This is a genomic window from Nocardia higoensis (assembly GCF_015477835.1).
GTDB lineage: Bacteria > Actinomycetota > Actinomycetes > Mycobacteriales > Mycobacteriaceae > Nocardia > Nocardia higoensis_A.
Genome location: NZ_JADLQN010000002.1, coordinates 531220 through 554412, shown reverse-complemented (window position 1 = coordinate 554412; position 23193 = coordinate 531220). Strand labels below are relative to the sequence as shown.

General features: G+C 66.9%; 29 protein-coding genes. 9 read left to right on the top strand and 20 right to left on the bottom strand.

The window, feature by feature from the left end:
- Positions 1 to 2: 2 nt before the first annotated feature.
- The 9 genes from map to rpsH all read right to left on the bottom strand — a co-directional run bounded on the left by map (position 3) and on the right by rpsH (position 5566).
- Positions 3 to 803, bottom strand: coding sequence for a type I methionyl aminopeptidase (map, locus tag IU449_RS16595; protein WP_195002966.1), 801 nt, complete (start codon positions 801 to 803; stop codon positions 3 to 5).
- Positions 804 to 828: 25 nt separating this feature from the next.
- Positions 829 to 1374, bottom strand: coding sequence for an adenylate kinase (locus IU449_RS16590; protein WP_195002965.1), 546 nt, complete (start codon positions 1372 to 1374; stop codon positions 829 to 831).
- Entirely contained in the window at positions 1371 to 2693 is a 1323-nt protein-coding gene (secY, locus tag IU449_RS16585; protein WP_195002964.1) for a preprotein translocase subunit SecY, read from the bottom strand. The genes IU449_RS16590 and secY overlap by 4 nt, the downstream gene beginning before the upstream one ends.
- A 155-nt stretch (positions 2694 to 2848) precedes the next feature.
- The gene (gene rplO / locus IU449_RS16580; protein ID WP_067861002.1) at positions 2849 to 3292 is read right to left on the bottom strand and encodes a 50S ribosomal protein L15; all 444 of its coding nucleotides are present in this window, start codon (positions 3290 to 3292) and stop codon (positions 2849 to 2851) included.
- Position 3293: 1 nt separating this feature from the next.
- Entirely contained in the window at positions 3294 to 3473 is a 180-nt protein-coding gene (gene rpmD, locus IU449_RS16575) for a 50S ribosomal protein L30 (RefSeq protein WP_014349110.1), read from the bottom strand.
- Positions 3474 to 4133, bottom strand: a complete 660-nt coding sequence (gene rpsE, locus IU449_RS16570; protein WP_195003249.1) for a 30S ribosomal protein S5 — start codon at positions 4131 to 4133, stop codon at positions 3474 to 3476.
- A 70-nt stretch (positions 4134 to 4203) separates the two neighbouring features.
- A complete protein-coding gene (gene rplR, locus IU449_RS16565; RefSeq protein WP_195002963.1) occupies positions 4204 to 4611 on the bottom strand; it encodes a 50S ribosomal protein L18 in 408 nt (135 codons plus the stop codon).
- A 2-nt stretch (positions 4612 to 4613) separates the two neighbouring features.
- Complete coding sequence (gene rplF / locus IU449_RS16560) at positions 4614 to 5153, bottom strand: 50S ribosomal protein L6 (protein ID WP_195002962.1); 540 nt, start codon at positions 5151 to 5153, stop codon at positions 4614 to 4616.
- Positions 5154 to 5167: 14 nt separating this feature from the next.
- Positions 5168 to 5566, bottom strand: a complete 399-nt coding sequence (gene rpsH, locus IU449_RS16555; RefSeq protein WP_040794535.1) for a 30S ribosomal protein S8 — start codon at positions 5564 to 5566, stop codon at positions 5168 to 5170.
- A gap of 289 nt (positions 5567 to 5855) precedes the next feature.
- On the opposite strand from rpsH, the gene IU449_RS16550 reads away from it, so the two are divergent.
- From IU449_RS16550 to IU449_RS16540, 4 genes are all read left to right on the top strand, one after another.
- Entirely contained in the window at positions 5856 to 6722 is an 867-nt protein-coding gene (locus IU449_RS16550) for an alpha/beta fold hydrolase (protein ID WP_228804770.1), read from the top strand.
- Entirely contained in the window at positions 6715 to 7284 is a 570-nt protein-coding gene (locus IU449_RS16545) for a TetR/AcrR family transcriptional regulator (RefSeq protein WP_195002961.1), read from the top strand. Before IU449_RS16550 ends, IU449_RS16545 begins: the two co-directional genes overlap by 8 nt.
- A 70-nt stretch (positions 7285 to 7354) precedes the next feature.
- Entirely contained in the window at positions 7355 to 7636 is a 282-nt protein-coding gene (locus IU449_RS29695; RefSeq protein ID WP_324188284.1) for a hypothetical protein, read from the top strand.
- Positions 7573 to 8007 carry a Uma2 family endonuclease gene (locus IU449_RS16540; protein ID WP_324188283.1) on the top strand — a complete coding sequence of 145 codons (435 nt, stop codon included), beginning with the start codon at positions 7573 to 7575 and terminating at the stop codon, positions 8005 to 8007. Before IU449_RS29695 ends, IU449_RS16540 begins: the two co-directional genes overlap by 64 nt.
- 98 nt (positions 8008 to 8105) lie before the next feature.
- Here the strand turns inward: IU449_RS16540 and IU449_RS16535 are convergent, their stop codons facing one another.
- Positions 8106 to 10022: a vWA domain-containing protein gene (locus tag IU449_RS16535; RefSeq protein ID WP_195002960.1), complete on the bottom strand. Its 1917-nt coding sequence runs from the start codon at positions 10020 to 10022 to the stop codon at positions 8106 to 8108.
- Between the two features lie 390 nt (positions 10023 to 10412).
- Between IU449_RS16535 and IU449_RS16530 the strand changes: the two genes are divergently transcribed.
- Positions 10413 to 11924, top strand: coding sequence for a hypothetical protein (locus IU449_RS16530; protein ID WP_228804766.1), 1512 nt, complete (start codon positions 10413 to 10415; stop codon positions 11922 to 11924).
- A 9-nt stretch (positions 11925 to 11933) separates the two neighbouring features.
- Here the strand turns inward: IU449_RS16530 and IU449_RS16525 are convergent, their stop codons facing one another.
- Positions 11934 to 13217 (bottom strand): SLC13 family permease, encoded by a 1284-nt coding sequence (locus IU449_RS16525; protein ID WP_195002959.1) that lies wholly within the window; start codon positions 13215 to 13217, stop codon positions 11934 to 11936.
- 314 nt (positions 13218 to 13531) lie between these two features.
- Here IU449_RS16525 and IU449_RS16520 point away from each other — a divergent pair, with 314 nt between their 5' ends.
- Together IU449_RS16520 and IU449_RS16515 are read left to right on the top strand one after the other, a co-directional pair.
- Positions 13532 to 14095 carry a DUF4352 domain-containing protein gene (locus tag IU449_RS16520; protein ID WP_195002958.1) on the top strand — a complete coding sequence of 188 codons (564 nt, stop codon included), beginning with the start codon at positions 13532 to 13534 and terminating at the stop codon, positions 14093 to 14095.
- 344 nt (positions 14096 to 14439) lie between these two features.
- Positions 14440 to 14796 carry a DUF2834 domain-containing protein gene (locus tag IU449_RS16515; protein WP_195002957.1) on the top strand — a complete coding sequence of 119 codons (357 nt, stop codon included), beginning with the start codon at positions 14440 to 14442 and terminating at the stop codon, positions 14794 to 14796.
- A gap of 17 nt (positions 14797 to 14813) precedes the next feature.
- Here IU449_RS16515 and IU449_RS16510 read toward each other — a convergent pair whose 3' ends face one another.
- The 9 genes from IU449_RS16510 to IU449_RS16470 all read right to left on the bottom strand — a co-directional run bounded on the left by IU449_RS16510 (position 14814) and on the right by IU449_RS16470 (position 20493).
- Positions 14814 to 15230, bottom strand: coding sequence for a hypothetical protein (locus IU449_RS16510; RefSeq protein ID WP_195002956.1), 417 nt, complete (start codon positions 15228 to 15230; stop codon positions 14814 to 14816).
- Between the two features lie 32 nt (positions 15231 to 15262).
- Entirely contained in the window at positions 15263 to 15742 is a 480-nt protein-coding gene (locus IU449_RS16505; protein WP_195002955.1) for a hypothetical protein, read from the bottom strand.
- A gap of 49 nt (positions 15743 to 15791) precedes the next feature.
- The gene (locus tag IU449_RS16500; RefSeq protein ID WP_324188282.1) at positions 15792 to 16088 is read right to left on the bottom strand and encodes a dihydrofolate reductase family protein; all 297 of its coding nucleotides are present in this window, start codon (positions 16086 to 16088) and stop codon (positions 15792 to 15794) included.
- 134 nt (positions 16089 to 16222) lie between these two features.
- Positions 16223 to 16876 carry a Uma2 family endonuclease gene (locus tag IU449_RS16495; RefSeq protein ID WP_195002954.1) on the bottom strand — a complete coding sequence of 218 codons (654 nt, stop codon included), beginning with the start codon at positions 16874 to 16876 and terminating at the stop codon, positions 16223 to 16225.
- Positions 16877 to 17006: 130 nt separating this feature from the next.
- On the bottom strand, positions 17007 to 17192 hold the full coding sequence (locus IU449_RS16490; protein WP_067646866.1) for a type Z 30S ribosomal protein S14: 186 nt from the start codon (positions 17190 to 17192) through the stop codon (positions 17007 to 17009).
- A 3-nt stretch (positions 17193 to 17195) separates the two neighbouring features.
- The gene (gene rplE, locus IU449_RS16485; RefSeq protein ID WP_040794499.1) at positions 17196 to 17759 is read right to left on the bottom strand and encodes a 50S ribosomal protein L5; all 564 of its coding nucleotides are present in this window, start codon (positions 17757 to 17759) and stop codon (positions 17196 to 17198) included.
- 2 nt (positions 17760 to 17761) lie between these two features.
- Positions 17762 to 18076, bottom strand: coding sequence for a 50S ribosomal protein L24 (rplX, locus tag IU449_RS16480; protein ID WP_067861037.1), 315 nt, complete (start codon positions 18074 to 18076; stop codon positions 17762 to 17764).
- A gap of 1 nt (position 18077) precedes the next feature.
- Entirely contained in the window at positions 18078 to 18446 is a 369-nt protein-coding gene (gene rplN, locus IU449_RS16475) for a 50S ribosomal protein L14 (protein ID WP_014981702.1), read from the bottom strand.
- A 196-nt stretch (positions 18447 to 18642) separates the two neighbouring features.
- Complete coding sequence (locus tag IU449_RS16470; protein ID WP_195002953.1) at positions 18643 to 20493, bottom strand: ABC transporter ATP-binding protein/permease; 1851 nt, start codon at positions 20491 to 20493, stop codon at positions 18643 to 18645.
- A gap of 197 nt (positions 20494 to 20690) precedes the next feature.
- On the opposite strand from IU449_RS16470, the gene IU449_RS16465 reads away from it, so the two are divergent.
- Together IU449_RS16465 and IU449_RS16460 are read left to right on the top strand one after the other, a co-directional pair.
- Positions 20691 to 21668 carry an ABC transporter substrate-binding protein gene (locus IU449_RS16465; protein ID WP_195002952.1) on the top strand — a complete coding sequence of 326 codons (978 nt, stop codon included), beginning with the start codon at positions 20691 to 20693 and terminating at the stop codon, positions 21666 to 21668.
- Positions 21669 to 21750: 82 nt separating this feature from the next.
- Positions 21751 to 23163, top strand: a complete 1413-nt coding sequence (locus IU449_RS16460) for a nitroreductase family protein (RefSeq protein ID WP_416382179.1) — start codon at positions 21751 to 21753, stop codon at positions 23161 to 23163.
- Positions 23164 to 23193 lie beyond the last annotated feature (30 nt).

Here is a 23193-nt window from a genome sequence, read left to right as displayed (position 1 = left end):
AACTACTCCGGCCGCAACGTCAGAATCCGCGGCCCGTCCTCGGTGACCGCGACCGTGTGCTCCCAGTGCGCGGCGCGACTGCCGTCGGTGGTGACCACGGTCCAGTCGTCGTCGAGGATCTTGGTGTCGACAGTGCCCAGGGTCAGCATCGGTTCGATCGCCAGCACCGAGCCGACGACCAGCTTCGGGCCACGGCCCGGGGCGCCTTCGTTGGCCAGGAAGGGGTCCATGTGCATCTCGCGGCCGATGCCGTGACCGCCGTAGCCGTCGACGATTCCGTAGGCGCGGCCGTGTTCCTTCTCGGCGGCGCGGGTGCCCAGTTCGATGGCGTGCGAGATGTCGGTCAGGCGATTGCCCGGCACCATCGCGGCGATGCCCGCTTCCATCGACAGCCGGGTGGCCTCGCTGAGCAGCCGGTCGGCTTCGATGACGGCACCGACGCCGAAGGTCCACGCGGAGTCGCCGTGCCAGCCTTCGAGGACGGCGCCGCAATCGATGGAGACCAGGTCGCCTTCGACGAGCACTTCCTCGGCGCTGGGGATGCCGTGCACGACGCGGTCGTTGACCGACGCGCAGATCGAGGCCGGGAAGCCGTGGTAGCCCTTGAACGAGGGCACCGCGCCTGCTTCCCGGATCACCGTCTCGGCGACTTCGTCGAGTTCCAGCGTGGAGACCCCGGGCTTGGCGGCATCGCGCACGGCGACGAGGGCGCGGCCGACCACCGCGCCCGCCGCGGCCATCGCGTCGAGCTCACCGGTGGTGCGGAAAGGCACCACCTTCTTGTTCTTCCGGCCGAAGACCACGGGGCTCAGCGCTCCTGTGCTGTCATCAGCGGCCCAGCGCGGCCAGCGCGCGGGCGTTGACCTCTTCGACCTCGCCGACACCGTCGACGGAGACGACCAGACCCGCGTAGTGATCGAGCAGCGGCTCGGTCTCCTCGCGGTAGACCCGCAGCCGGTTGCGGATCACGTCTTCGCTGTCGTCGGCACGGCCGCGCGCGAGCATGCGCTCGACCACGGTGTCCTCGGCGACGACGAAGCACAGGACCGCGTCCAGCTTCTTGTCGATGTCGGCGAGGATCTTCTCCAGCGCGTCGGCCTGATCGACCGTGCGGGGGTAGCCGTCGAGGACGAAGCCGTTGGCGGCGTCGGGCTCGCCCACGCGCGCCTGCACCATGCGGTTGGTCACGTCGCTGGGCACCAGATCGCCGGCGTCCATGTACTTCTTCGCCTCGAGACCCAGCGGGGTCTGCTGGCTGATGTTCGCGCGGAACAGGTCCCCGGTGGAGATGTGCGGAACGCCCAGCTTTTCCGACAGGAGGACGGCCTGCGTGCCCTTGCCGGCACCGGGCGGACCGAGCAATACAACTCTCACTTGAGGAACCCTTCGTAATTTCTGTTCATCAACTGGCTTTCGATCTGCTTCACCGTGTCCAGACCGACGCTCACCATGATCAGCACCGCGGTACCGCCGAACGGCAGGTTCTGCACTCCGCCGGAATTACCGATGTCGAGGAACAGGTTGGGCAGGACGGCGACGAGACCGAGGTAGATGGAGCCTGGCAGCGTGATGCGGCTCAGTACGAAATTGAGATAGTCGGCGGTGGGCTTGCCCGGACGGTAACCGGGGATGAAACCACCGAACTTCTTCATCTCGTCGGCGCGCTCTTCGGGGTTGAAGGTGATCGCCACATAGAAGTAGGTGAAGAAGACGATGAGGCCGAAGTAGATCGCGATGTAGACCGGGTTGCCGGGATTCACCAGATACTTCTGGATGATCTCCTGCCACCAACTGGGATCGGTCGCGTTCTGCGCGCCGGTGAGCTGCGCGATCAGGTTCGGCAGGTAGAGCAGCGAGGACGCGAAGATCACCGGGATGACACCGGCCTGGTTGACCTTCAGCGGCAGGTAGGTCGAGGAGCCGCCGTACATCTTGCGGCCGACCACGCGCTTGGCGTACTGCACCGGAATACGGCGCTGGCCCTGCTCGACGAAGATGACCGCGACGATGATCAGGAACGCCGCCACGCAGACCAGCGCGAAGGTGATGTTGCCCCGGCTATCCAGGATCGCCTTGCCCTCGGTCGGGATCCGCGCCGCGATGCCGGCGAAGATCAACAGCGACATGCCGTTACCGATGCCGCGTTCGGTGATCTGCTCGCCGAACCACATCACCAGCGCCGCACCGGCGGTCATCACCAGGACGATGATGATCATGCCGAAGATGCTGGTGTCGGCCAGGATGTCCTGCTGGCAGCCCTGCAGGAGCTGGCCTCGGGCGGCGAGGGCCACCAGGCCGGTGGCCTGCAGGATCGCGAGCGCGATCGAGAGATAACGCGTGTACTGCGTCATCTTCGTCTGGCCCGCTTGGCCTTCCTTGCGCAATTCCTCGAACCGCGGGATGACCACGGTGAGCAATTGCACGATGATGCTCGCGGTGATGTAGGGCATGATGCCGATCGCGAAGACCGACAACTGCAGCAGCGCACCACCGGAGAAAAGATTGATCAGCTGGTAGATACCGGCGTTCTCACCGCCGGAGACCAGGTCGACGCACTCCTGAACAGCCTGGTAGTCGACGCCGGGAGACGGCAGCGCGGCGCCCACCCGGTACAGCGCGACCAACCCCAGCGTGAAGAGAATCTTCCGCCGTAAGTCCGGAGTCCGGAAGGCCGATACGAAGGCGGAAAGCACAGATCCTCCTGGCGCGAACGACATGGTCAGGACATGGGGATTTTGCGGCACGGTACATGCCGAAACCCATGGCGAGGCTTGGCAGAACTATTGAACTCTAACAGTGGCACCGGACGAGGTCTCACTCGTCCGGTGCCACCAGTTGGAGCCTACCGTCAGCCCAGCTCGGTGACAGTGCCACCGGCGGCGGTGATCTTCTCCTTGGCGGAGCCGGTCACCTTGTCGGCGGTCACCTGGACCGCGACGCCGATCTCGCCGTCGCCGAGGACCTTCACGAGCTGGTTCTTGCGAACCGCGCCCGCGGCCACCAGCTCGGCCTTGCCGATCTCGCCGCCCTCGGGGAAGAGTTCGGCGATGCGGCCCACGTTCACGACCTGGTATTCGGTGCGGAACTTGTTGGTGAAGCCCTTGAGCTTCGGCAGCCGCATGTGCAGCGGCATCTGGCCGCCCTCGAACGCCGCGGGGACGTTCTTGCGAGCCTTGGTGCCCTTGGTACCGCGGCCCGCGGTCTTGCCCTTGGAGCCCTCACCGCGACCCACACGGGTCTTCTCGGTCTTGGATCCGGGGGCGGGACGCAGGTGATGCAACTTGATGGTCATGTCAGACCTCCTCAACTGTCACGAGGTGGCGCACGACGTTGATCAGCCCACGGTTCTGGGCGTTGTCCTCACGAACCACCGACTTGCGGATGCCCCGCAGGCCGAGGGTACGCAGGCTGTCCCGCTGATTCTGCTTGGCGCCGATCGAACTCTTGATCTGGGTCACCTTGAGATCTGCCATTTACCTGGCACCTCCAGCCGCCTGAGCGCGCGCACGCAGCATGCCCGCAGGAGCGACGTCCTCGAGCGGCAGGCCACGGCGGGCCGCCACTTCTTCGGGGCGCTGCAGCATCTTGAGGGCCGCAACGGTCGCGTGCACGACGTTGATGGCGTTGTCGCTGCCGAGCGACTTCGCCAGGATGTCATGGATACCGGCGCATTCCAGCACAGCGCGCGCCGCGCCGCCGGCGATCACACCGGTACCGGGCGAGGCCGGACGCAGCATGACCACACCGGCCGCCGCCTCACCCTGAACCGGGTGGGTGATGGTCGAGCCGATCATCGGGACGCGGAAGAAGCCCTTGCGCGCTTCCTCGACGCCCTTCTGGATGGCCGCGGGAACTTCCTTGGCCTTGCCATAGCCGACGCCGACCAGACCGTTGCCATCGCCGACGATCACGAGGGCGGTGAAGCTGAAGCGACGACCACCCTTCACGACCTTGGAGACGCGGTTGATCGCGACGACGCGCTCGAGCTGGTTCTTCTCGGCCGCGCTGTCCCGACGGTCGCCGCCACCGCGGCGGTCGCCGCCGCCACGACGGTTGTCGCGGCCGCCCTCGGGGCCACTGGTGTTCTGTCCGGCGGGTCCGCTGCCGCCGTCACGCCGCTGACGTCCCGGCATCAGACGTTCCTTCCGTTGATGAAATCGAATCGCGAGCTGTGCTGAATACTCGCTCCGCAAGCTCCGCTCATTAGAACTTCAACCCGCCTTCACGAGCGGCATCGGCCAGCGCCGCGATGCGGCCGTGGTAGTCGTGACCACCACGGTCGAACACGACCGCCTCGATACCGGCAGCCTTGGCGCGGGCCGCGATGAGTTCGCCGACCTTCTTGCCCTTGGCGGTCTTGTCGCCGTCGACCGCGCGCACATCGGCCTCGATCGAGGACGCCGACGCGATGGTCTTGCCCACCGAGTCGTCGACCAGCTGCGCGTGCAGGTGCCGCGAGGAGCGGTGCACGATCAGGCGGGGACGCTCGGTGGTGCCCTCCACCTTCTTGCGGAGGCGGAAGTGGCGACGCGCCTTGGACAGGCGGCGCTTGGTGGCGACGTCCTTGCCCAGCGGAATGCGCTTGGACTTCTGGTTTTCGGTTTGCGCCATGATCACTTACCCGTCTTTCCGACCTTGCGGCGAACAACCTCGCCCGCGTAGCGGATGCCCTTGCCCTTGTACGGGTCGGGCTTGCGCAGGCCGTGGATGACCGCAGAGATCTGACCGACCTTCTGCTTGTCGATTCCGGACACGGAGAACTTGGTGGGCGATTCCACCGCGAAGGTGATACCTTCCGGCGCCTCGATCGGCACCGGGTGGCTGTAACCGAGGGCGAACTCGAGGTTCGAGCCCTTGGCCGCCACGCGGTAGCCGACGCCGAAGATCTCCATCTTCTTCTCGTAACCCTTGGTGACACCCTCGATCATGTTGGCGATCAGGGTGCGGGTCAGGCCGTGCAGCGAGCGGTTGCGACGCTCGTCGTTGGGACGGGTGACCTCGAGCTGGCCGTCCTCGCCCTTGGCGACGGTGATCGGCTCGGCGACGACGTGCGACAGAGCGCCCTTGGGCCCCTTGACCGACACGTTCTGGCCATCGATGGTGATTTCGACGCCCGCCGGGATTGCGATGGGCTTCTTACCAATACGCGACATTAGTCCTGACTCCCTTACCAGACGTAAGCGAGGACTTCGCCGCCCACGCCGCTCTTGGCCGCCTGCTTGTCGGTGAGCAGACCCTGCGACGTGGAGATGATCGCCACGCCGAGGCCGCCCAGGACCTTGGGCAAGTTGGTGGATTTCGCGTACACACGCAGACCCGGCTTGGACACCCGGCGCACACCGGCGAGGCTGCGCTCGCGGCTGGGGCCGTACTTGAGGTCGACGATGAGCGTCTTGCCCACCTGTGCGTCCTCGGTCCGGTAGTCGGCGATGTAGCCCTCGCGCTTGAGGATCTCGGCGATGTTCGCCTTGAGCTTCGAGTGCGGAGCCTTCACCTGATCGTGGTACGCCGAGTTGGCGTTGCGCAGACGGGTCAGGAAGTCTGCGATCGGATCGGTCATGGTCATGGTTCGACCTCGACACCTTTCTCGCTGCGGTTCCCATGCAGCACCCACGCGCTTGCGCACGCGAATGGTGGGCCTACAACAATTCGGCTGGTCCGGCCGGCAAACCTGCCGACCGCTGGGTACGTGCCACCGGGCGCCGCCCGCACGAATGCGGACAGATGGGTGCCCAGGCAACCGCTCTAGTGTAGGCAACCCCGCGACCTGGACAAAATCGGACTCCGCCGAGGTCGCGGCGGGTCCTCTCGGACAACCCTTGCGTCCGGTGGCTAAAGCTATTAGCCTTTGAGCTATGAGCATTAACCGCGCACCATCCGAAACCATGATTCTCGGGCTCGAGGGCGGCCGGCTGGCCTACGACGTGGCGGGCACCGGCACCAGCCCACTGTTCGTGCTGGTGCCTGGTATGGGCGAGAACAGGTCGACCTTCCGCGCCGTCGCCGACCGCCTCGTCGCCGCCGGTCACCGCGTCGCCACCATGGACATGCGCGGCCACGGCGATTCGAGCCTGGGCTGGGACTCCTACACCCGTGCCGATGTCGCAGCCGACATCCTCGCCCTGATCAGACACCTGGGCGGCCCGGCCGTCGTCGTCGGCCACTCGTTCGCCGGCGGCGCCGCCACCATCGCCGCGGCGGAGGCGCCCGACCTGGTCGAGGCCGTCGTCGAGATCGGCCCGTTCACCCGGCGCCAGCGGCCCGACATGCGCGCTCTGCTCACCAACAGCCGCTACCGCACGGGCATGCTCCTGCTGGCAGGCGCGGCGGGGCTGCGCAGTGTCGGGCTGTGGAAGCGCTACCTCGAACACGCCACCCCGGGCGCCAGGCCTGCGGACTTCGACGAGCGGCTCGCCGCGGCGGACGCCGATCTGCGTCGTCCGGGCAGGATGGCCGCGGTGAGCACGTTCGGCAGTGCGGCGCCCACCGATGCGGGCGAGAGACTGGCCGGCATCCGCTGCCCCGCGCTGGTCTTGATGGGCACCCTCGATCCGGACTGGCCGGACCCGAAGGCCGAAGGCGAAGGCATCGTGGCGGAGATGCCCGCCGGGCTCGGCCACCTCGAATTGGTCGAAGGCGCGGGCCACTACCCGCATGTCCAGTTCCCCGAGCGGGTCGCCGCGAGCATCCTCGCCTTCGTCACGGACACCGCCCGTGGCTAGGGCCACGCTGTCCCCGGCAGCGGTGGTCGAGATCGCGCTGGCGATCCTGGACGAGAGCGGCCCCGAGGCGCTGACGCTTTCCTCGGTGGCGGGCAGGGCCGGGGTGGCGACGCCGTCGCTGTACAAACATGTGCGCAATCTGGCCGAACTGCGCGCGCTGGTCTCGGCGCGTGTCCTCGGCGACATCGCCGACCGGGTGGGCGCCGCGGTGCTCGGCCGTTCCGCCGACGACGCCATCCGGGCCCTGATGACCGCGTGGCGCGAGTACGTGCGGCACCACCCGCACCGCTACGCGGCGGTCGTCCAGCGTCCGGATCCCTTGACCGAAGAAGCGGGCGCCCGCCTGGTCGGCATCGTCACCGCCGCCCTGCGCGCCTACGGCCTGACCGATTCCGCTGCCGTCCACGCGACCCGCTGTCTGCGCTCGGCGGTGCACGGGTTCGTCATACTCGAGGCCCAGGGCGGGTTCGGGCTGCCCGAGAAGCTGGACGAGAGCTACGACCTGCTGATCGGCATGACGATCGCCGGTCTGCGCGCCGATCGGCACGACGATCGCCGCTGACCAGCCGCGCAGAGGGCTGCCGCGTACCTGATCCCCCGGATTCCCCGGCTCTCCCGAATACCATGGTGATATGGCACGTCCGGCCCCACAGCGCCCAGACCTTCCGGAACGGATGACCTGGGAGGAACTCGCTCAGCTGCCCGAAGAGATCGCGCGCAATATCGAACTGTGGGAAGGCCGTGTGGTGTGGCTGCGGCGAGGCCCGGCCGAGCATCAGGAATTCACGAACCTGATGTGGAGCGGGCTGCGCCGGTGCGCGCGCGAGGCGATGGCGAAGAACCCGGAGGAATGCCGACGGGTCCACACCGAGACGAACGTGTTCTTCGGCGCGCACGGCAAGTCGGACTTCTGACCCCGGACTTCCTCGTCCAGCGCTGCCTGCCCGAGCCGTACCAGGATCTTCGCGCCACCGACGTTCAGCTCGTCGGTGAAGTCCTGTCCCCAGGTAACAGTCAGACCGACATCGATGCCAAGCGCAGGCGTTACGCCGCGGCAGGCATTCCCTGGTACTGGGAAGTGAAGCTCGAGCGGGAGAAGAGCGCGATCGCCGTGGTCCACGCGTATGCTCTCGAGACGCGGCCCGGCGAGTTGCCCGCCGGAGTACGCCCGCTGCATCCGGCGAACTATCTGCTCGTCGCCGAGTGGTCACCGAATGACAGTGAAGGCATCGTCATCGACTATCCCTTCCCCATACGCATTCCGTGGGCCGAACTCGAGTTCTGATCCGGTGGTGACCTCACCACGCCGCCGACGTAGCCCGCACCGAGCACACAGGAATGCCATCGATTCGAGGGGCTTGCACACACCGGCATGGCCCTCGCTCAACGATGCGGCAGCGACGCACCGGCCTTCCGCCTGCGGATCGAGTACCGGACGCCAGCGCCGATCAGCACCACCACGAGTCCGCCCGCGCCGAGGATCGCGGCGAGGATCGGCAGGGCGGACGACTCCGCTTCCTGCTGGGTCGCCGCCACCGGGGCGGGGTCGTCCGAGCTCCCGGGGGATGCGCTCGGTTTTCCGGATTCGCCGAAGACTCCGCCGTCGGTCGCGTTCTCGTAGGTCGGTCCCGGCTCGGGCTCGCCTGCCACCGTGAGGTCGATCGTCACCGGGACCGAGGCGCCTTTTCGCAGCCCGGTGTTCGATCCGACCTTGACGGCGAGGTAGTACCAGCCGGCCACCGACTGCCTGCGCTGGTCGAGGTCACCGTTGCGGTTGTCGTAGCGGACCGGCACGGTGGCCAACGGATTGCCGTCGAAGGGCAGTACGGTCGCGTCGCCGAGATAGGCCGCGGTGTCCATTGCAATCTCCTCGGCCAGGGGCGAGAACAGTTCGGTGCGAATGTTCGAGGCCATGGTGCGCTCGGCTTCGCCGAATCGCACGCGGTAGGCCAGGCCCTGCCCCCAGTCGAGGCGCACCCGGTAGTACACGATCTCGCCGCGCTGCAGCAGGTCGGTGTAGCGGCCGCTGCCGGGCAGTTCGGGGGCGAGTGTGAAGGAACCGCCGCCGACGACCGGCACACCGGGGTCGGTCGGTTCGACCATCACTGTGGGCGTGCCGACACGGGCGGGTCCGCGATCACTCACCGCCTGCTCGATGCCGACGAGCACCTCGAACGGCAGCCGCTGCGGCAGCTTCTCCGAGGTCTTCTTCCAGGTGAAGGCGAAGTAGTAGCGGCCCCCGCCACGGCACTTGTCCTCTGCCCGCCCGTCGCCCGCGGGCTCACGGGTGGCGCCTTCCCACGCCGCGACGCTGGTGAGGGCCTCGCCGTCGCTCGCCCCGGTCGCCAACGCGGTGTCGACTTCGAGACAGTCCTGCCCGTCCCTGCCGTAGATGCGCCGCTGGATGGAGTTCAGGTCGTCGAGGATCGACACGCCCGCGACACGGGGAAAGGGCAGGATGCCGGTGACGTAGGCGGTGGCGCGGGCGGGGACATCGACCGCGTACCAACGGGTCTCGCCCTTGCCGATCGTGTCCAGATGATGGCCGGGGGCGAGCACCGGTGCCGTCGTATGGTCGGCGCCGCCGGTCACCGGGATGCCGGTCGCCTGGTAGCTGCGCAACGCGGCGGCGGTGACCCTGGGCAGAATCCGTTCCAGGGCAGGACCGTCCGCGGCGTCGGTGTAGGAACCGCCCGTCGCGTCCGCCAGACAGCTCAGCTGCGCGCGTGCCTTCTCATCGACCGCGAAACCGATGGCGTGCACGGCCAGATCGACGCCGCCGGACTCCAATTCGCGAGCGACCTCACAGGGATCGGGCGGTGCGCAGGTGTCCTCGCCGTCGGAGACCAGCACGATCGAACGCGGGCCGGAATCCGGAAGCGCTTGCGCGGCTTGCCGCAAGGCCACACCTACCGGAGTCCAGCCCGACGCCTGGATACCGTCGACCGCACCGGCCAGAGCCGCCCGGTCCAACGGTTCGGGCTTGTGCAGGATCTTCACATCCGAACAGCCCGCGACCTTGTCCGCCTCGTCATTGCTCGTCCCGGTCCCATATGCCGTCAACCCCACTCGCGACTGCTCGGGTGCGGATTCGACGAACGAACGCACGGCATTCTTCGCCGCGTCCATCATCGTGCCGCTCGGATCTGGACGAAGCATCGAACCCGACGCGTCGAGCACGATCATCGTCGGCGCGTACTGCGTCTGCTCCGGAACCGCGGCGGCCGGAACCGCGGCGAGCATGACGCCGAGCACCCCCGCGACAAGCGCCGATACCGGACTGCTGTGCCTGCGCAACATTCACGATCCCCCGTCGCACTCGGTTTCTTCCCGCACCCTACGGGCATCGCCTGCGAAATCTCCAGGGGCCGACGCCACTCGGCACGCTCCGATAGCCAGCCGGTGCTGGAAGCACCGTTCGAAGCCGCCGGAGGACGTTGTCGAGACCACCCCCGATCTCCGGTTCGCTCCGATCCCGCCGAGGACGTAACTCCACCGCGGAGCATCCGTCCACGAACCGCCGGCGGGCGAACGCTCCGGCGACATCTCCTTCACCTTCGAGCACCGCTCTGATCAGCGGATTGGTCCGCGACGGACGGCAGTTGTCCCCTCCGGCAGCGCATCGACCACCGATATGGCACACTCGGCGAGCACGCGGGCGGATCGCCGCGTCGGAAGGTGAAGCGAGAGTTGAAGATCGCGATGGAGCTGAGCGCGATCGAGCGCCAGGTGGCGGTGGATCGCAGCGCGGCCAGAGATCGCACGGCCGAGAGCGAACTGCGGTTGGCGGCCTCGCTGTGTGAACTGGCCAAGGCGCTGGTCGAGACCAGGACCAACGGCGCGCCGCGGGATCGCACATCCGAGGCGATCGCCCCGGCCCAGGAGTCCGTCGGCATCCGGTTGCACTGGCTGATGAACGGCTACGTCACCGCCCAGGACGCCGGGGCCGTACAAGAAGCGCTGCGTGTGTTCGAGACCGTCACCCGTCAGACCGGTCATCGCGAGCTGGCGGTCAACACCATCCGCAACGCCTGCCACACCTACCGTGAGGTGGCTCAGCACTACCCGAACGTGGCGGGCACCTGCGCCGACGGTCTCGGCAAGTGCGGGGTGTGGCTGGGCAGGCTCGATCAGGACGCCGCCGTCGCCGCCACCGTGGACGCCGCCCGCATCCGGGCCGAACTGGCCGCCGCCAATCCGGAGCTGGCGGGCAAATACCTGGCCAGCCTCAGCACACTGCTGCGCACCCTGATGGTCGGCCGCTCCCGCAAGCAGGCGATCTCGATGTACCGGGAGCGGTATTCGGCGTTCACCCCGATGAGCCTGCAGATCCGGTTGCGCGCCTGCGGTGTCCGCGATCTGGACCTGACACCGAAGTCGCTGGCCGCGCTGACCGAACTGGAGTGCCGCACCCTCGAGGCGGCGGGCCGGTTGACCCAACAGCAGATCCTGCGCAAGACCTCCGGCGATCTGTCGACCGTCGAAGAGATCAACTGGCGGCTCGCGCTGGTCGGCCTGCGGCCGCTGGCCCCCGGCTCCGATCCCGAGCCGCCGTCCATGCCCGTCGAGATCGGCCCCACATTCGGCGCGCTCGGCGTGCGCTGCACCGACCGCGACGCCATCGACCAGATCAAGGCCGCGATCGTGGCCGCCTACGCGATGGACGACGCGCGCCCGGTGGACTCGAGCACCTACCGCGCGCAATCCGACTCGTTCTGGGGGATCGGCGACGCCGAGATCAACCGCGCCACCGCGCTCGGCGACGACATCGTCCTCATCGAGATGTCCTACGGCGGCTGGGTCACGGTGATGAGCCTGAACTGGGAACTCGCCCCGGTCGGCATGCATCCGCTGGCGCTGCGGCTGTCCACGCAGTGGCCGGTGATCAGCGTGTGCGCCACCGACAACACCACCTACGAACTGTGCCGCTACGACCAGGGCAAGCCCATCCAGTACGCCGCGCTCGGCCGGGTGCCGGGAGGCGGCACGACCGAGCCGCTCGGCCCGCTGGATTTCGAATGGCTGGCCACCTACGGCGCGCATTTCGCCACCGAGAACAAGCTGCGGGTGGCCTTCGGCAACACCCAGAGCTTCGCCAACCTCACCTATCTGCCCAGCAACGGCCTACGCCAGATCCGCAAGACCATGCCGCTGATCGACCACGATCACGTGCTGTTCTTCCGCACCGCCCCCGCGAACTGAACTCGCACCTCAGAAATACCGCGCCCACAGATAGCCGAACGCCAGCGCTGTCGAGGCCACGGTGACCACGACGCCGTACCTGGTGAACTGCCAGAACGTGATCGGGTGCCCCGCCCGGCGCGCGATCCCGAGCGCGACCACATTGGCTCCCGCCGCGACGGCCGTGCCGTTGCCGGAGAATCCCGCGCCGAAGGCGAACGACCACCACAACGCCCGGCCGGTCTGGTGATCGGGGGTCTGCTCGACCAGTTCCTCCACCACCGGCGCGATGGTCGTCGTGTACGGGATGTTGTCGATGAACGACCCGACCGCCGCGGAGCCGAACACCAGCGCCGCCGAAGCCGCGAGCGGACTGTCGCCCACCACCGCGACCGCCGCCGACGCCAGCCGATCGACGACGCCGGTGTGGATCAGTCCCGCCACCATCACGAACAGCCCCATGAAGAACACCAGCGTGCCCCATTCCACTTCGCGCAGGATCTCGTCGATGTCGAGATCGGCGACCAGCACCATCACCCCGGCGCCGACCAGCGCGACGATCGACGGCGCGATACCGACCACGGTGTGCAGCGCGAACCCGATCACCACGCCGGTCAGCACCGTCAGCGACCGCCACAGCAGCGCCGGATCGGTGATCGCCGCTCGCTCGTCCAGTGTCAGCGTCGCCGCCGCACGACACGCGGGCGTGCTGAGCTGCCCACGGAACAGCACCCTGGTGAACATCACGAACAGCGCGAAGATGACCGCCACCGCGGGCGCCATGTGGATGAGGAAGTCGTTGAAGCTCAGGCCCGCGCGGCTGCCGATGATGATGTTGGGCGGATCGCCGACCAGCGTCGCGGCCCCGCCGATATTGGCGGCCAGCACCTCGGCGATCAGGAAGGGCTGCGCGGGCAGCCCGAGCTGATCGCAGACCACGATGGTGATCGGCGCGACCAGCAGGATGATGGTGACATTGTCGAGAATCGGCGAGGCGATGGCGGTGATGGTCATCAGCATCACCATCAACCGGAACGGATCGCCGCGTGAACGTCTGGCCGCCCAGATGGCCAGGTAGTCGAACAGGCCGGTCTGCTTGACGACACCGACGATCACCATCATCCCCAACAACAGGAAGATGACATTCCAGTCGATGCCGATGTGCGGGTCGAAGAAGACGGCTTCGCTGGGAATCTGTCCCAGCACGGCCATCAGGCCGGCGGCGGACAGCACCACTTTGATCTTGTCGAACCGTTCGGTGGCGATACACCCGAACGCGACCACGAAGATGATCACCGCGAGCACCTGGTTCACGACGACCGCCGCCTCGGGCCGCCGCTACGCGCGCTCACGGCCGGTTCATGTTCGTGATCTCCGCTCATGCCGCCGCACCCAGCCGCCGACCGATCTCAGTCGCCGGGCCCGTCGGCGCGATCGATGCCCATCCTCCTATGCTCCTGTGCTGTGCCGCGGATACCGATGATCTCCAGTCTCTCGCCGCATCGGGCGAGACGCCATAGCTGTCAAAACCTGTGTCCACGCTCATAAGTACGGTTACAGTGCTGTCGCGGCCGACCCGGGGAGATCGGGGGCCGTGTCGTGACCGCTACAACAGTGAGAAACGTGTGATGAAGCCGCGCAACACAGCTCCCGGAACCCTGCGAAGAACCGACGGCGGGCTTTCCTCCCGGCTCGCGCCCACCTGGATCGTGCTCCTGCTGAGCGCGGCGTGCCTGCTGAGCGCGGGCTGCGGCAGCGACTCGAGCGCCGCCTCCGAGGGCAAGGCGACGCAGATTCCGGTGCCCGCCCGCAGCGCCCTGCCGATCCGCGACGGGCAATTCGAATTCATCGTCGCCAGTATCGAATCCGGCATCTCCACGATCGGCGGCCCCTCCTCCGGACGTGACGCGGACGGGCAGTTCGCCGTCGTCCACGTCCAGGTCACCAACACCGGCGACACCCGAAGCGTCTTCGACTACTCCTACCAGGAGCTTCTCGACGACAAGGGCGCCACCTACGCCCCCGACCTCGTCGGCAACATGTCGCTCAACGGCGAGTTCCGCCACGAGTACAACCCCGACGCGGCCACCACCATCCAGTTGGCCTTCGACATCCCCGAGGACGCGACCCCCGCGACGCTCGTCATGCGCGCCTCCGAGGGCTCCCCCGGCGTCCGCATCGACCTTTCCTGACCGGGGCTCCGCCGCCGCCCGTCCTGATCTCGGGGGACGGGCGCGGCATCCACCGTCCGGGGCTACCGGAAGTCGGCGAGTCGCCAGGTGAGCAGGCACACCCTGGCAGTCGAAATCAGAGCTCGCCGAGCTCGATCTCCGCGGGGAATGGGGCCGATACCTTGATGACTCCGGGGAACATATCGCCGGCAAGCGGAGCAGGTGCCACGCTCCGCCTCGAGTGCGTCGATCACCCGGCCGAATGCCGGGCGAATTCCGTCGCACCGGCCGTTGTCCGTGCCAAGGTTTCAGACAGTCCGATCCGCAGGTGCCGCGCACCACGAACCGAACCGGGAGACCACACGATGCCAACCCCTGACACACGCCCCGACTGGCGCGAGCGCGCACTGCTGGTCATCTTCCTGACCGCCTTCATCGGCCAGAACGCCATCGCCATCCCCTACGTGCGGAAGAACGGTCCGCGGTCGGTCGCCGACTTCTTCGTCGGCGATATTCTCCGGACGACACCCGGCCGCTTCGCGATGACCGACCTCGGCTTCGTCGTCATCGGCTTCCACACCTGGGCCTTCGGCGAGGCCAAACGCCTGGGCATCCTCCGGTGGTGGGCAGCCTCGATGGTGCTCACCTTCGGCGTCGGCATCGCGACGGCGATCCCGTTCTTCTTCCTCGCCAGAGAGCGCGCGCTGACACGGGCGGTGTGAATCCCGTCCCGAAGCGCTCAGACAGCCGATCCGTCCGATTGCCACGCCCGGGTCGGGAATTCGACATATTCGCGCCCGGGCACCTTGGAACTCAACGCTCCGTACTCGTAGTCGATCGTGTATCGAATGACTGGTTCACCGAAAGGCTCGATCGGCACCGACAGAAGAATGCCCGAGGTGATAATCGAACGCAGCGGCGCTTGGATATCAGCCATGGAGAAGGGATCGTCACGTGGAATCATGAGCGTAACGCCGAGGCCGAGGCCGACGAGAATACCGTCTTCGGTTCGAGTGAGCGTGAACGGAGATCCTGAAATCCGCGGAATGGCGGCGAGGATTTTCGTTTCCTTGTCCAAGAGAAAAACCCCTTCCCTTCCGAACTCGGCCGAGAGCCAGGAATGCAGATCCTCCATTACCCGACCGAAATCGTCCATCCTGGCTCTCTCCTACTCGTTAACGGCGACCGTCAGCACTCCACGCGCGACTCGGGTCCGTATCCATTCTGATAGTTCTTATAGGTCTTTCCGTCTACAGTCAGGAAGCCTTCGGCGATGCCGATGTACACGCCTGGGACACATGGGGTTCCGTTCTGGGACATCACAGTGTACTTCTTGCCTGCTGTCGGGTGGTGCACGGTGCGTTGCACGACACTGCTGTCGACCTTCGTCCAGGTCGAGCCTTCGAGCTTCGCGAAATAGATGAAGACGTCGGCGCGGTCCACGTCTCCCTCGCATACCAGAGATCCCTTGACATCCATCAGCCCAGGCGAGCCCTTCGATTGGTGCACATTGTGGACTTTGACGTCGCAACTTCCGGCGTCGGCATTTGCCGTACCCGGACTCGCCACAATGGTCCAGCCGAGTGCTGCAAGCAAAATGGCGAACGAGAACCGAATTGCGCATGATCGTGCCGCAGCAACGGCAGGCCGGAAAAGACTGATTCGCATAATTCCCCCCGAATTAATCCCCTGCTTGTCCGCAGGCGACGAGAAGAGTCTACTTCACGACGCCAGTCGGGACGTGACCAATGTATCCAGCACGGTTCTGCAGCGGCAGGGTGGGGCCACCGCCTTCGAACAGGCGTTCCCCTTTGCCGACGACGATCGGATGCACCAGCAGGTGCAGTTCGTCCAGCAGTCCGGCGGCCAGCAGTTGCCGGACCACCGACACCGACCCACTCATGGCGATGTCGCCGCCGGGCTCGTTCTTCAGCGCGGTCACCGCCTCGATCAGCTCGCCGCCGATGACCCCGGAGTTGCGCCAGTGGAACTCGAGGTTCTGCCGAGTGACCACGATCTGCGAATCGCTGTCAAAGGTTCAGACGGAGCGAGCGATAGGGATTCATCGGTACCGGGAACACAACATCGGCAGTGGCCGTGCCTGCCCTTCGCCTGTGTTGGACGGCGAGCGGAATCCGCTGCGCGGGTTCAGAACTCGAGTTCCGACCAAGGGATGCGGATCGGGAACGGCACATCGAGGTCGATCCCGGCCGAGGCTCCCGCCGACCACTTGCCGACCAGCAGATAGTTGGCCGGATACAGCGGACGCACGCCCGCGGGCAGCCGCCCGTGCGTGGTCTCCAACGCGTAGGCGTGGACATAGCGGATGGCGCTCCGCTCTCGATCCAACGCCACCTCCCAGTACCAGGGGATGCCGGCCTTCGCATAGCGCGCCTTCTTGTCCTCGATATCGGTCTGGGTATTCGACGGCGAGAGGACCTCTCCCGCGATCAGGACATCCTTGGCCCGAATGTCCTGATAGGGAACGAGGGGGCACCGGTAGACCAGGAAGTCCGGTGTCACGAAGTCGGATTTTCCTGTTTCACCGAAGAACACATTCGTCTCGAAATCCGCACGCCAACATTCGTCCGGCCGGTGCATCTTCGCTTCCCGAGTGCATCGCTTCAGTGCGGCCGTCAGCGCGAAGGTGAACGCCTGATGCTCCGCGGGTCCCCTCCGCAGCCACACCACTCGTCCTTCCCACAGCTCGATCTGGCTCGCGATCTCATCCGGCAACTGTTCGAGTTCATCCCAGGTCAAATACTCGGGGAGGTCCGGGCGCTCGGACTGCGGACTCGGCATGCCGCAATGGTAACGGCAACCGTTCGTCGCCGACGGCTCGGATCGCCCAGCGACACACGAGGGCACGGACTTGTCGAAAGTCCGTGCCCTCGTGGGATCTTCAGTTGGCGACGCTCAGACGAGCGTCAGCTCACCAGGAGCTCTTGTGCACGCCGGGCAGCTCGCCCTTGTGCGCCATGTCGCGCAGGCACACGCGGCACAGGCCGAACTTGCGGTAGACCGCGTGCGGCCGGCCGCAGCGCTGGCAGCGGGTGTAGGCGCGGACCGCGAACTTCGGCTTCGCATTGGCCTTGTTGACCAGAGCTTTCTTCGCCATGGCTCAGTTCTCCTTGAACGGGAAGCCGAGGTGCTTCAGCAGGGCACGGCCTTCTTCGTTGTTGGTCGCGGTGGTGACCACGGTGATGTCCATACCGCGCGGACGGTCGATGGAGTCCACGTCGATCTCGTGGAACATCGACTGCTCGCTCAGACCGAACGTGTAGTTGCCGTTGCCGTCGAACTGCTTCGGCGACAGGCCGCGGAAGTCGCGGATACGGGGCAGCGCGATGGAGACCAGGCGATCCAGGAACTCCCACATGCGGTCGCCGCGCAGGGTGACCTTCGCGCCGATCGGCATGCCCTCACGCAGCTTGAACTGCGCGATGGACTTGGTGGCCTTGCGGACCAGCGGCTTCTGGCCGGTGATGAGGGCCAGGTCCTCGACGGCGCCGTTGATCAGCTTGGCGTCACGGGCGGCGTCGCCGACACCCATGTTCACGACGACCTTCACCACGCCCGGGATCTGCATCACGTTGGCGTAGTCGAACTCGTTGTTCAGCGCGTCCCTGACCTCTTCGCGGTAGCGAACCTTGAGGCGCGGCTGGGTCTTCTCAGTCGTAGTCATGCTCAGATGTCCTTCCCGTTGCGACGGGAGATGCGGACCCGCTTGCCGTTCTCGTCGGTCCGGTAGCCGATGCGGGCCGGCTTGCCGTCGGAGTCGACGACCATCACGTTGGACACGTGGATGGGGGCTTCCTGGGTCACGATGCCGCCGGAGGAGGCGCCGCGCTGGTTGGCCGAGTCCGCGACGTGCTTCTTGATCCGGTTGACGCCCTCGACGAGGACGCGGTTGTCCTGCGGGTAGGCCTGGATGACCTTGCCCTTGGCGCCCTTGTCCTTACCCGAGATGACGAGCACGGTGTCGCCCTTGTGCACCTTCATGTCAGAGCACCTCCGGAGCCAGCGAGACGATCTTCATGAACTTCTTGTCGCGCAGCTCGCGGCCGACGGGGCCGAAGATACGAGTGCCGCGCGGATCGTTGTCCGCCTTGATGAGAACGGCGGCGTTCTCGTCGAACTTGATGTAGGAACCGTCCGGACGGCGGCGCTCCTTGACGGTGCGCACGACGACGGCCTTGACCACGTCACCCCGCTTGACGTTGCCGCCGGGGATGGCGTCCTTCACGGTGGCGACGATGATGTCGCCGATACCGGCATAGCGACGCGACGAACCACCGAGAACGCGGATGCAGAGGATTTCCTTCGCACCCGTGTTGTCGGCGACGCGCAGTCGCGACTCCTGCTGAATCACTTCAGCCTCCTTGACCTGGACGTAAAAGCACGCCGGATTTCCGACCCGACGGGCATGGTCGTGCTGCCCCCGGAAACGCGCGCCTACCAGCGGATTCTCACAACCACTGGGGGTTCACGGCCGAGTTCGCGGGATACAGCGCCCGCGGGCAACCGGTCAAGTGTATGGGAAAGCGCAGGTCGGACCCAAATCGGGGTCAGCCGATCGGGGCGAGCTGCCAGCCTGCCTCGGCGCCGCCCTCGAGTTCCAGGCGCTGGGTGTGGTGCTGGTCGACGGTGCTGCGGTGGGCGACGCTGACGAGGATGGTCTCCGGCGCCTCGGTGCGGATCAGGTGATAGAGGGAGTACTCGAGCCCCTCGTCGACCGCGGAGGTGGCCTCGTCGAGGAAGACCACCTTCGGTCGGATCAGCAGGATACGGGCGAAGGCCAGGCGCTGCTGCTCACCGGGCGAGAGGATCTTGGCCCAGTCGGCTTCCTCGTCGAGCCGATCCACCAGATGACCCAGGTGCACGGAATTCAGCGCGGCGCGCAGGGTGTCGTCACCGATCTCGTCGGGACGCGCCGGATAGGCCACGGCGGTGCGCAGGTCGCCCAGCGGCAGGTACGGGATCTGCGAGAGGAACAGGGTGTCGTCGCCTCCGGGCCTGCGGATCTGCCCGTCGGCGTAGGGCCACATCTGGGCCAGGGCGCGCAGCAGAGTGGTCTTGCCACTGCCGGAAGGGCCCTTCACGACCAGGGCGTCGCCCGGGACCAGACGCAGCGTCAGGTCGTCGATGAGGACCGCGCCGTCGGGCTTGCGCACGTCGATCTTGTCCAATTCGACGGCATCGTCCAGGTCGGTCACCGTCAGCTTGGGCAGGTGGCGCGACTCCTCGCCGGCCACCATCAAACCGTCGAGACGGATCAGCGAGGCGCGCAGCATGGCGAAGGTGTCGTAGGACTCGCGGAAGAACGACAGCGAATCGTGGATCTCGCCGAACGCGGTGGCGGTCTGGTTGACCCCGCCCAGAGTGACCTGGCCGGTGAAGAAGCGCGGCGCCTGGATGATCCACGGGAAGACGACGGCGGTCTGGTTGACACCGAGGTTCCAGCCGTTGAACTTGATGGTGCGGAACACCACTTGCCAGTAGACCTTGATGACCGCGGCGAATCGGCCGAGCAGACCGCGCCGCTCCACGTTCTCGCCCTGATAGAACGCGACGTTCTCGGCGCTGTCACGCAACCGGACCAGGGCGTAGCGGAAGTTGGCCGTCGCCATCTCGTAGAGGAAATTCAGGCGGATCAGCGGGCGGCCGATCCAGAACGCGATCACTGTCGACAGCAGCACGTAGATGAGGACGAGGAACATCATCGCGCGCGGGATCTCGACGTCGAACAAGGTCAGCGGCCCGGACAGATCCCACAGGATCTTGGTGAACGAGACGACGGTGACCACCGAACTGACCCCGCCCAGCGCCAGCGTCCGCGAATACATCACGAAGTTGGTGATGTCGGCCTGCACACGCTGGTCCGGGTTGTCGATCGTGTTGTCGATGAAGCGGGCCCGGTAGTAGGCGCGTTCGCGCAGCCAGTCCGTGGTGACATGGTCGGTGAGCCATTCACGCCAGCGGATGTCGAAGGCCTCGCCGAGGTAGTAGATCAGCAGCGCGCGGATCACGTGGATGGTGGCGAGCACGGCGAACAGGATCATCGAGTTCCAGAACGCCGTCTCGGCGGCGTCGAGGGCGGCCTGATCGCCGGAGACCAGGGCGCCCGCGCCTTCCTGAAGCGCCGAGAACATGTCGTTGCCCTGATAGGAGAACAGCACGTTCATCCGGACCGCGAACACCGTCATGAACAGCAGCAACGCGACGAAGGCGATGGTCCAGCGTCCCTCACGACCGGCGAAGAAACCACCGGTCAACCGCCAGAATTGCCTGCCCCAACTGGTCAGCCACAGCAGCAGCGCGACGATCACGGTGAAAGCGACGGCGGTGATCGTGAAAGCGATGGCCAGCCACTTCACGGTCGCGACGAGCTCGTTGCCCCAGTCCCTTGACGTTTCCAACCGAGCTCCCCATCCGCGCCGAGCACAAAGTCGGCGAAGTCTAACCCGCGGCAGCGACGGGCGCAGATCCGCGGGTTCGAGGCGTGAAACAGCAGGTGACCATAGGTGTACAGGGGCAGCTAGGTTAGCCTTTGCTCAACCATGGCTGCGGCATCGCCGGGCCGTCGCGCGATTCTCGACAGAGGAGGGTGCAGGCGATGAGGGCTGTCGGTAGAACTCGGATGTGGGCACGCGCCGCGGTCCCCGCTGTGGCGGCCGCGCTCGCGCTCGGTGTCGGCGCGTGCGGATCCTCGGAGGAGGACGGTTCGGGCGAGGAGATCACGGTCACTCACGCCCTCGGCGCGACCGTCGTCGACGGCGTCCCGGCCAAGATCGTCGCGCTGGGTGCGCAGTGGCTCGACACCGCCCTCGCGCTCGGCGTCACCCCGGTCGGCTACCTCGACAATATCGCCGTCACCTCGCGGCACGCCTCGCCCTGGCACCCCGAGGGCGCGCTGGCGTCCGCGACCGAGATCAGTACCACCGGCAATGTCGCCGAGCAGGTCGCCGCGCTCGAGCCGGATCTCATCCTGGCCGATCCGTTCATCGCTGATCAGGAGACCTACGGCGATCTGAGCGAGATCGCGCCCACCGTGCCCGGACTGTCCGCCTCGATCATCACGCCCTGGCAGGACCAGGTCACCACACTCGGCGGTGTGCTCGGCAAGCAAGGCGAAGCGAGCAGGGTCGTCTCGGGCGTCGACGAGAAGATCGCCGCCATCACCGCGGCCAACCCGGGCCTGGCGGGCAAGACCTTCGTCAGCACCTGGCTGGCGGGCCCCTCGCAGCTGATGGTCCTCATCGACCCGAACGACGGCTCGTCGAAGGTGTTCGCCGATCTCGGCATGACCATCCCACCGAACCTGCAGGACCTCCCCGCCCACCAGGGCCGCGTCACGCTCCCGCCGGAGCGGGTCGAGGAGTTGACCGCGGATCTGTTGCTGGCCGGTTACTCCCCCGGCATGGACGAGCAGTACCGCCGACTACCCGGCTTCAGCGATCTGCCCGCGGTGCAGAAAGGTTCGGCGGTATTCCTGACCACCCAGGAGATCAGCGCGGTGAATCAGCCCACGGCACTGTCGGTTCCCTACATCCTGGACAAGCTGGACCCGGCGTTCGCCGCGGCGGCACAGTAAGACGTGAGATCGTTCGGTTCCACACGCGGAGGTCAGCGGTTGCCCACCGTCACCTATTCAGAACAGACCCGATTCGCACTCTGTGACGGGCGTCACCTTCACCACCACCCCGGCCGGGGCCAGTCTCCACGCCCCGCCCCGCAATGTGGAATTCACCGATCTGGCCGACGGCCAGCTCCTCGCTTTGCGCACCTTGCACCAGGGCCCCAAGACGGTGTCGGAGATCGCGGCGCAGGCGGGTGGCGCGGATGTCGCCCCGCTGCTCGAGCAGCTCGCCGACGGCGGCTGGCTGGCGGTCACCATCCGCGACGGCGGCCGCGACCTCTACACCGTTCGCCCACACGACCGACCCGCGCCGCGCCCGACGCAACCACTGCCCTCCTGGTCGGCGACACTGTCGAAATTCGCGGTGCTGCACCGGGACTCGGAGGGTTTCGTGCTCGAGCACCCCCGATCGTGGTGTGCCCTGCGTATCCACGATCCGCGGCTGATGGCGCTGCTGGACGGTCTCGGCTCGGCCGACGCCAACATCCCGATCGCGGTGAAGACCCAGTTCGCCGATGATCTGCACTGGTGTGGATTCCTGGTCGCCGACGACCGGGCCGAGGAACGGGAGGCGGGCGCTCGCCGCTGGAGTGCGGCCGACCTGTGGTTCCACCGGCGCAGCACCTCGGGCGCAGGCGCCGGAACAGGCGACAGCGCCGCGGAAGACGCGCGAGTGCCCGTGCGCAGGCCCGACTATGCCGGCGAGGCGGTGCGCTTACCCGCGCCCGACCTCACGCAACGGCGCGCGTCGGACCCGAGCCTGGCCGCGGTGATGGAGGACAGGGTGTCCACCCGCGCCTTCGACGACGCCCGGCCGATGACCGTGGAGCAGCTCGGCGAACTCCTGTACCGCACGGCTCGTAGTCGCGGGGACGGCGCCCGCTCGGCGGCGCGGCCGTATCCGTCGAGGGACGACGCCTACGAGATCGAGCTGTATCCGGTGGTGTGCGGCGTCGCCGGACTGGCGCCGGGGATGTACCACTACGACTCGTTCGAGCACGAACTGCGGCCGGTCGCGCCCGCCGATTCGCTCTCGGTGCGGCGGCTGCTCGAGGCGTCGACCGCCGCACGGGCCGTGGGCAACGGCAACGGCGACGGCGACGGCGCGCCGCCGGTGAACGACGCCGCACTCGGCGAACGCGTTCGCCCCGTCGACGTCGGCGTACCGCGGACCACCGAATCGCCCGCCGGGAAGCCGCAGGTGCTGATCGTGCTCGCCGCACGTGCCGGGCGCGTGGTGGACTCCCACGGACAGGTCGGCTACGCGACGATCCTCCAGCACGTCGGCGCGCTCACCCAGACGCTGTATCTGGCGGGTGCGGCGATGGGGCTGGGCGTCTGCGCCCAGCCGTTCACCGAAACGGCGGCGTTCGCCGCGGCGACCGGTAACGACGAACTCGACGAATGCGGCTTGGGCGCGATCGTCGTCGGGACCCCCGCGCGGCGGTAGGGTGGCCCTCGGCCGGCCTGACGGGGGGCG

Bases quoted from the DNA above. Each gene is read 5' to 3' on its own strand.
- rplO (WP_067861002.1), bottom strand. From the start codon at position 3,292: ATGACCATCAAGTTGCATCACCTGCGTCCCGCCCCCGGATCCAAGACC.
- rpmD (WP_014349110.1), bottom strand. From the start codon at position 3,473: ATGGCAGATCTCAAGGTGACCCAGATCAAGAGTTCGATCGGCGCCAAG.
- rpsE (WP_195003249.1), bottom strand. From the start codon at position 4,133: ATGCCGGGACGTCAGCGGCGTGACGGCGGCAGCGGACCCGCCGGACAG.
- rplR (WP_195002963.1), bottom strand. From the start codon at position 4,611: ATGGCGCAAACCGAAAACCAGAAGTCCAAGCGCATTCCGCTGGGCAAG.
- rplF (WP_195002962.1), bottom strand. From the start codon at position 5,153: ATGTCGCGTATTGGTAAGAAGCCCATCGCAATCCCGGCGGGCGTCGAA.
- rpsH (WP_040794535.1), bottom strand. From the start codon at position 5,566: ATGACCATGACCGATCCGATCGCAGACTTCCTGACCCGTCTGCGCAAC.
- IU449_RS16550 (WP_228804770.1), top strand. From the start codon at position 5,856: ATGAGCATTAACCGCGCACCATCCGAAACCATGATTCTCGGGCTCGAG.
- IU449_RS29695 (WP_324188284.1), top strand. From the start codon at position 7,355: ATGGCACGTCCGGCCCCACAGCGCCCAGACCTTCCGGAACGGATGACC.
- IU449_RS16540 (WP_324188283.1), top strand. From the start codon at position 7,573: ATGCCGACGGGTCCACACCGAGACGAACGTGTTCTTCGGCGCGCACGG.
- IU449_RS16535 (WP_195002960.1), bottom strand. From the start codon at position 10,022: ATGTTGCGCAGGCACAGCAGTCCGGTATCGGCGCTTGTCGCGGGGGTG.
- IU449_RS16520 (WP_195002958.1), top strand. From the start codon at position 13,532: ATGAAGCCGCGCAACACAGCTCCCGGAACCCTGCGAAGAACCGACGGC.
- IU449_RS16515 (WP_195002957.1), top strand. From the start codon at position 14,440: ATGCCAACCCCTGACACACGCCCCGACTGGCGCGAGCGCGCACTGCTG.
- IU449_RS16510 (WP_195002956.1), bottom strand. From the start codon at position 15,230: ATGGACGATTTCGGTCGGGTAATGGAGGATCTGCATTCCTGGCTCTCG.
- IU449_RS16505 (WP_195002955.1), bottom strand. From the start codon at position 15,742: ATGCGAATCAGTCTTTTCCGGCCTGCCGTTGCTGCGGCACGATCATGC.
- IU449_RS16495 (WP_195002954.1), bottom strand. From the start codon at position 16,876: ATGCCGAGTCCGCAGTCCGAGCGCCCGGACCTCCCCGAGTATTTGACC.
- IU449_RS16490 (WP_067646866.1), bottom strand. From the start codon at position 17,192: ATGGCGAAGAAAGCTCTGGTCAACAAGGCCAATGCGAAGCCGAAGTTC.
- rplE (WP_040794499.1), bottom strand. From the start codon at position 17,759: ATGACTACGACTGAGAAGACCCAGCCGCGCCTCAAGGTTCGCTACCGC.
- rplX (WP_067861037.1), bottom strand. From the start codon at position 18,076: ATGAAGGTGCACAAGGGCGACACCGTGCTCGTCATCTCGGGTAAGGAC.
- IU449_RS16465 (WP_195002952.1), top strand. From the start codon at position 20,691: ATGAGGGCTGTCGGTAGAACTCGGATGTGGGCACGCGCCGCGGTCCCC.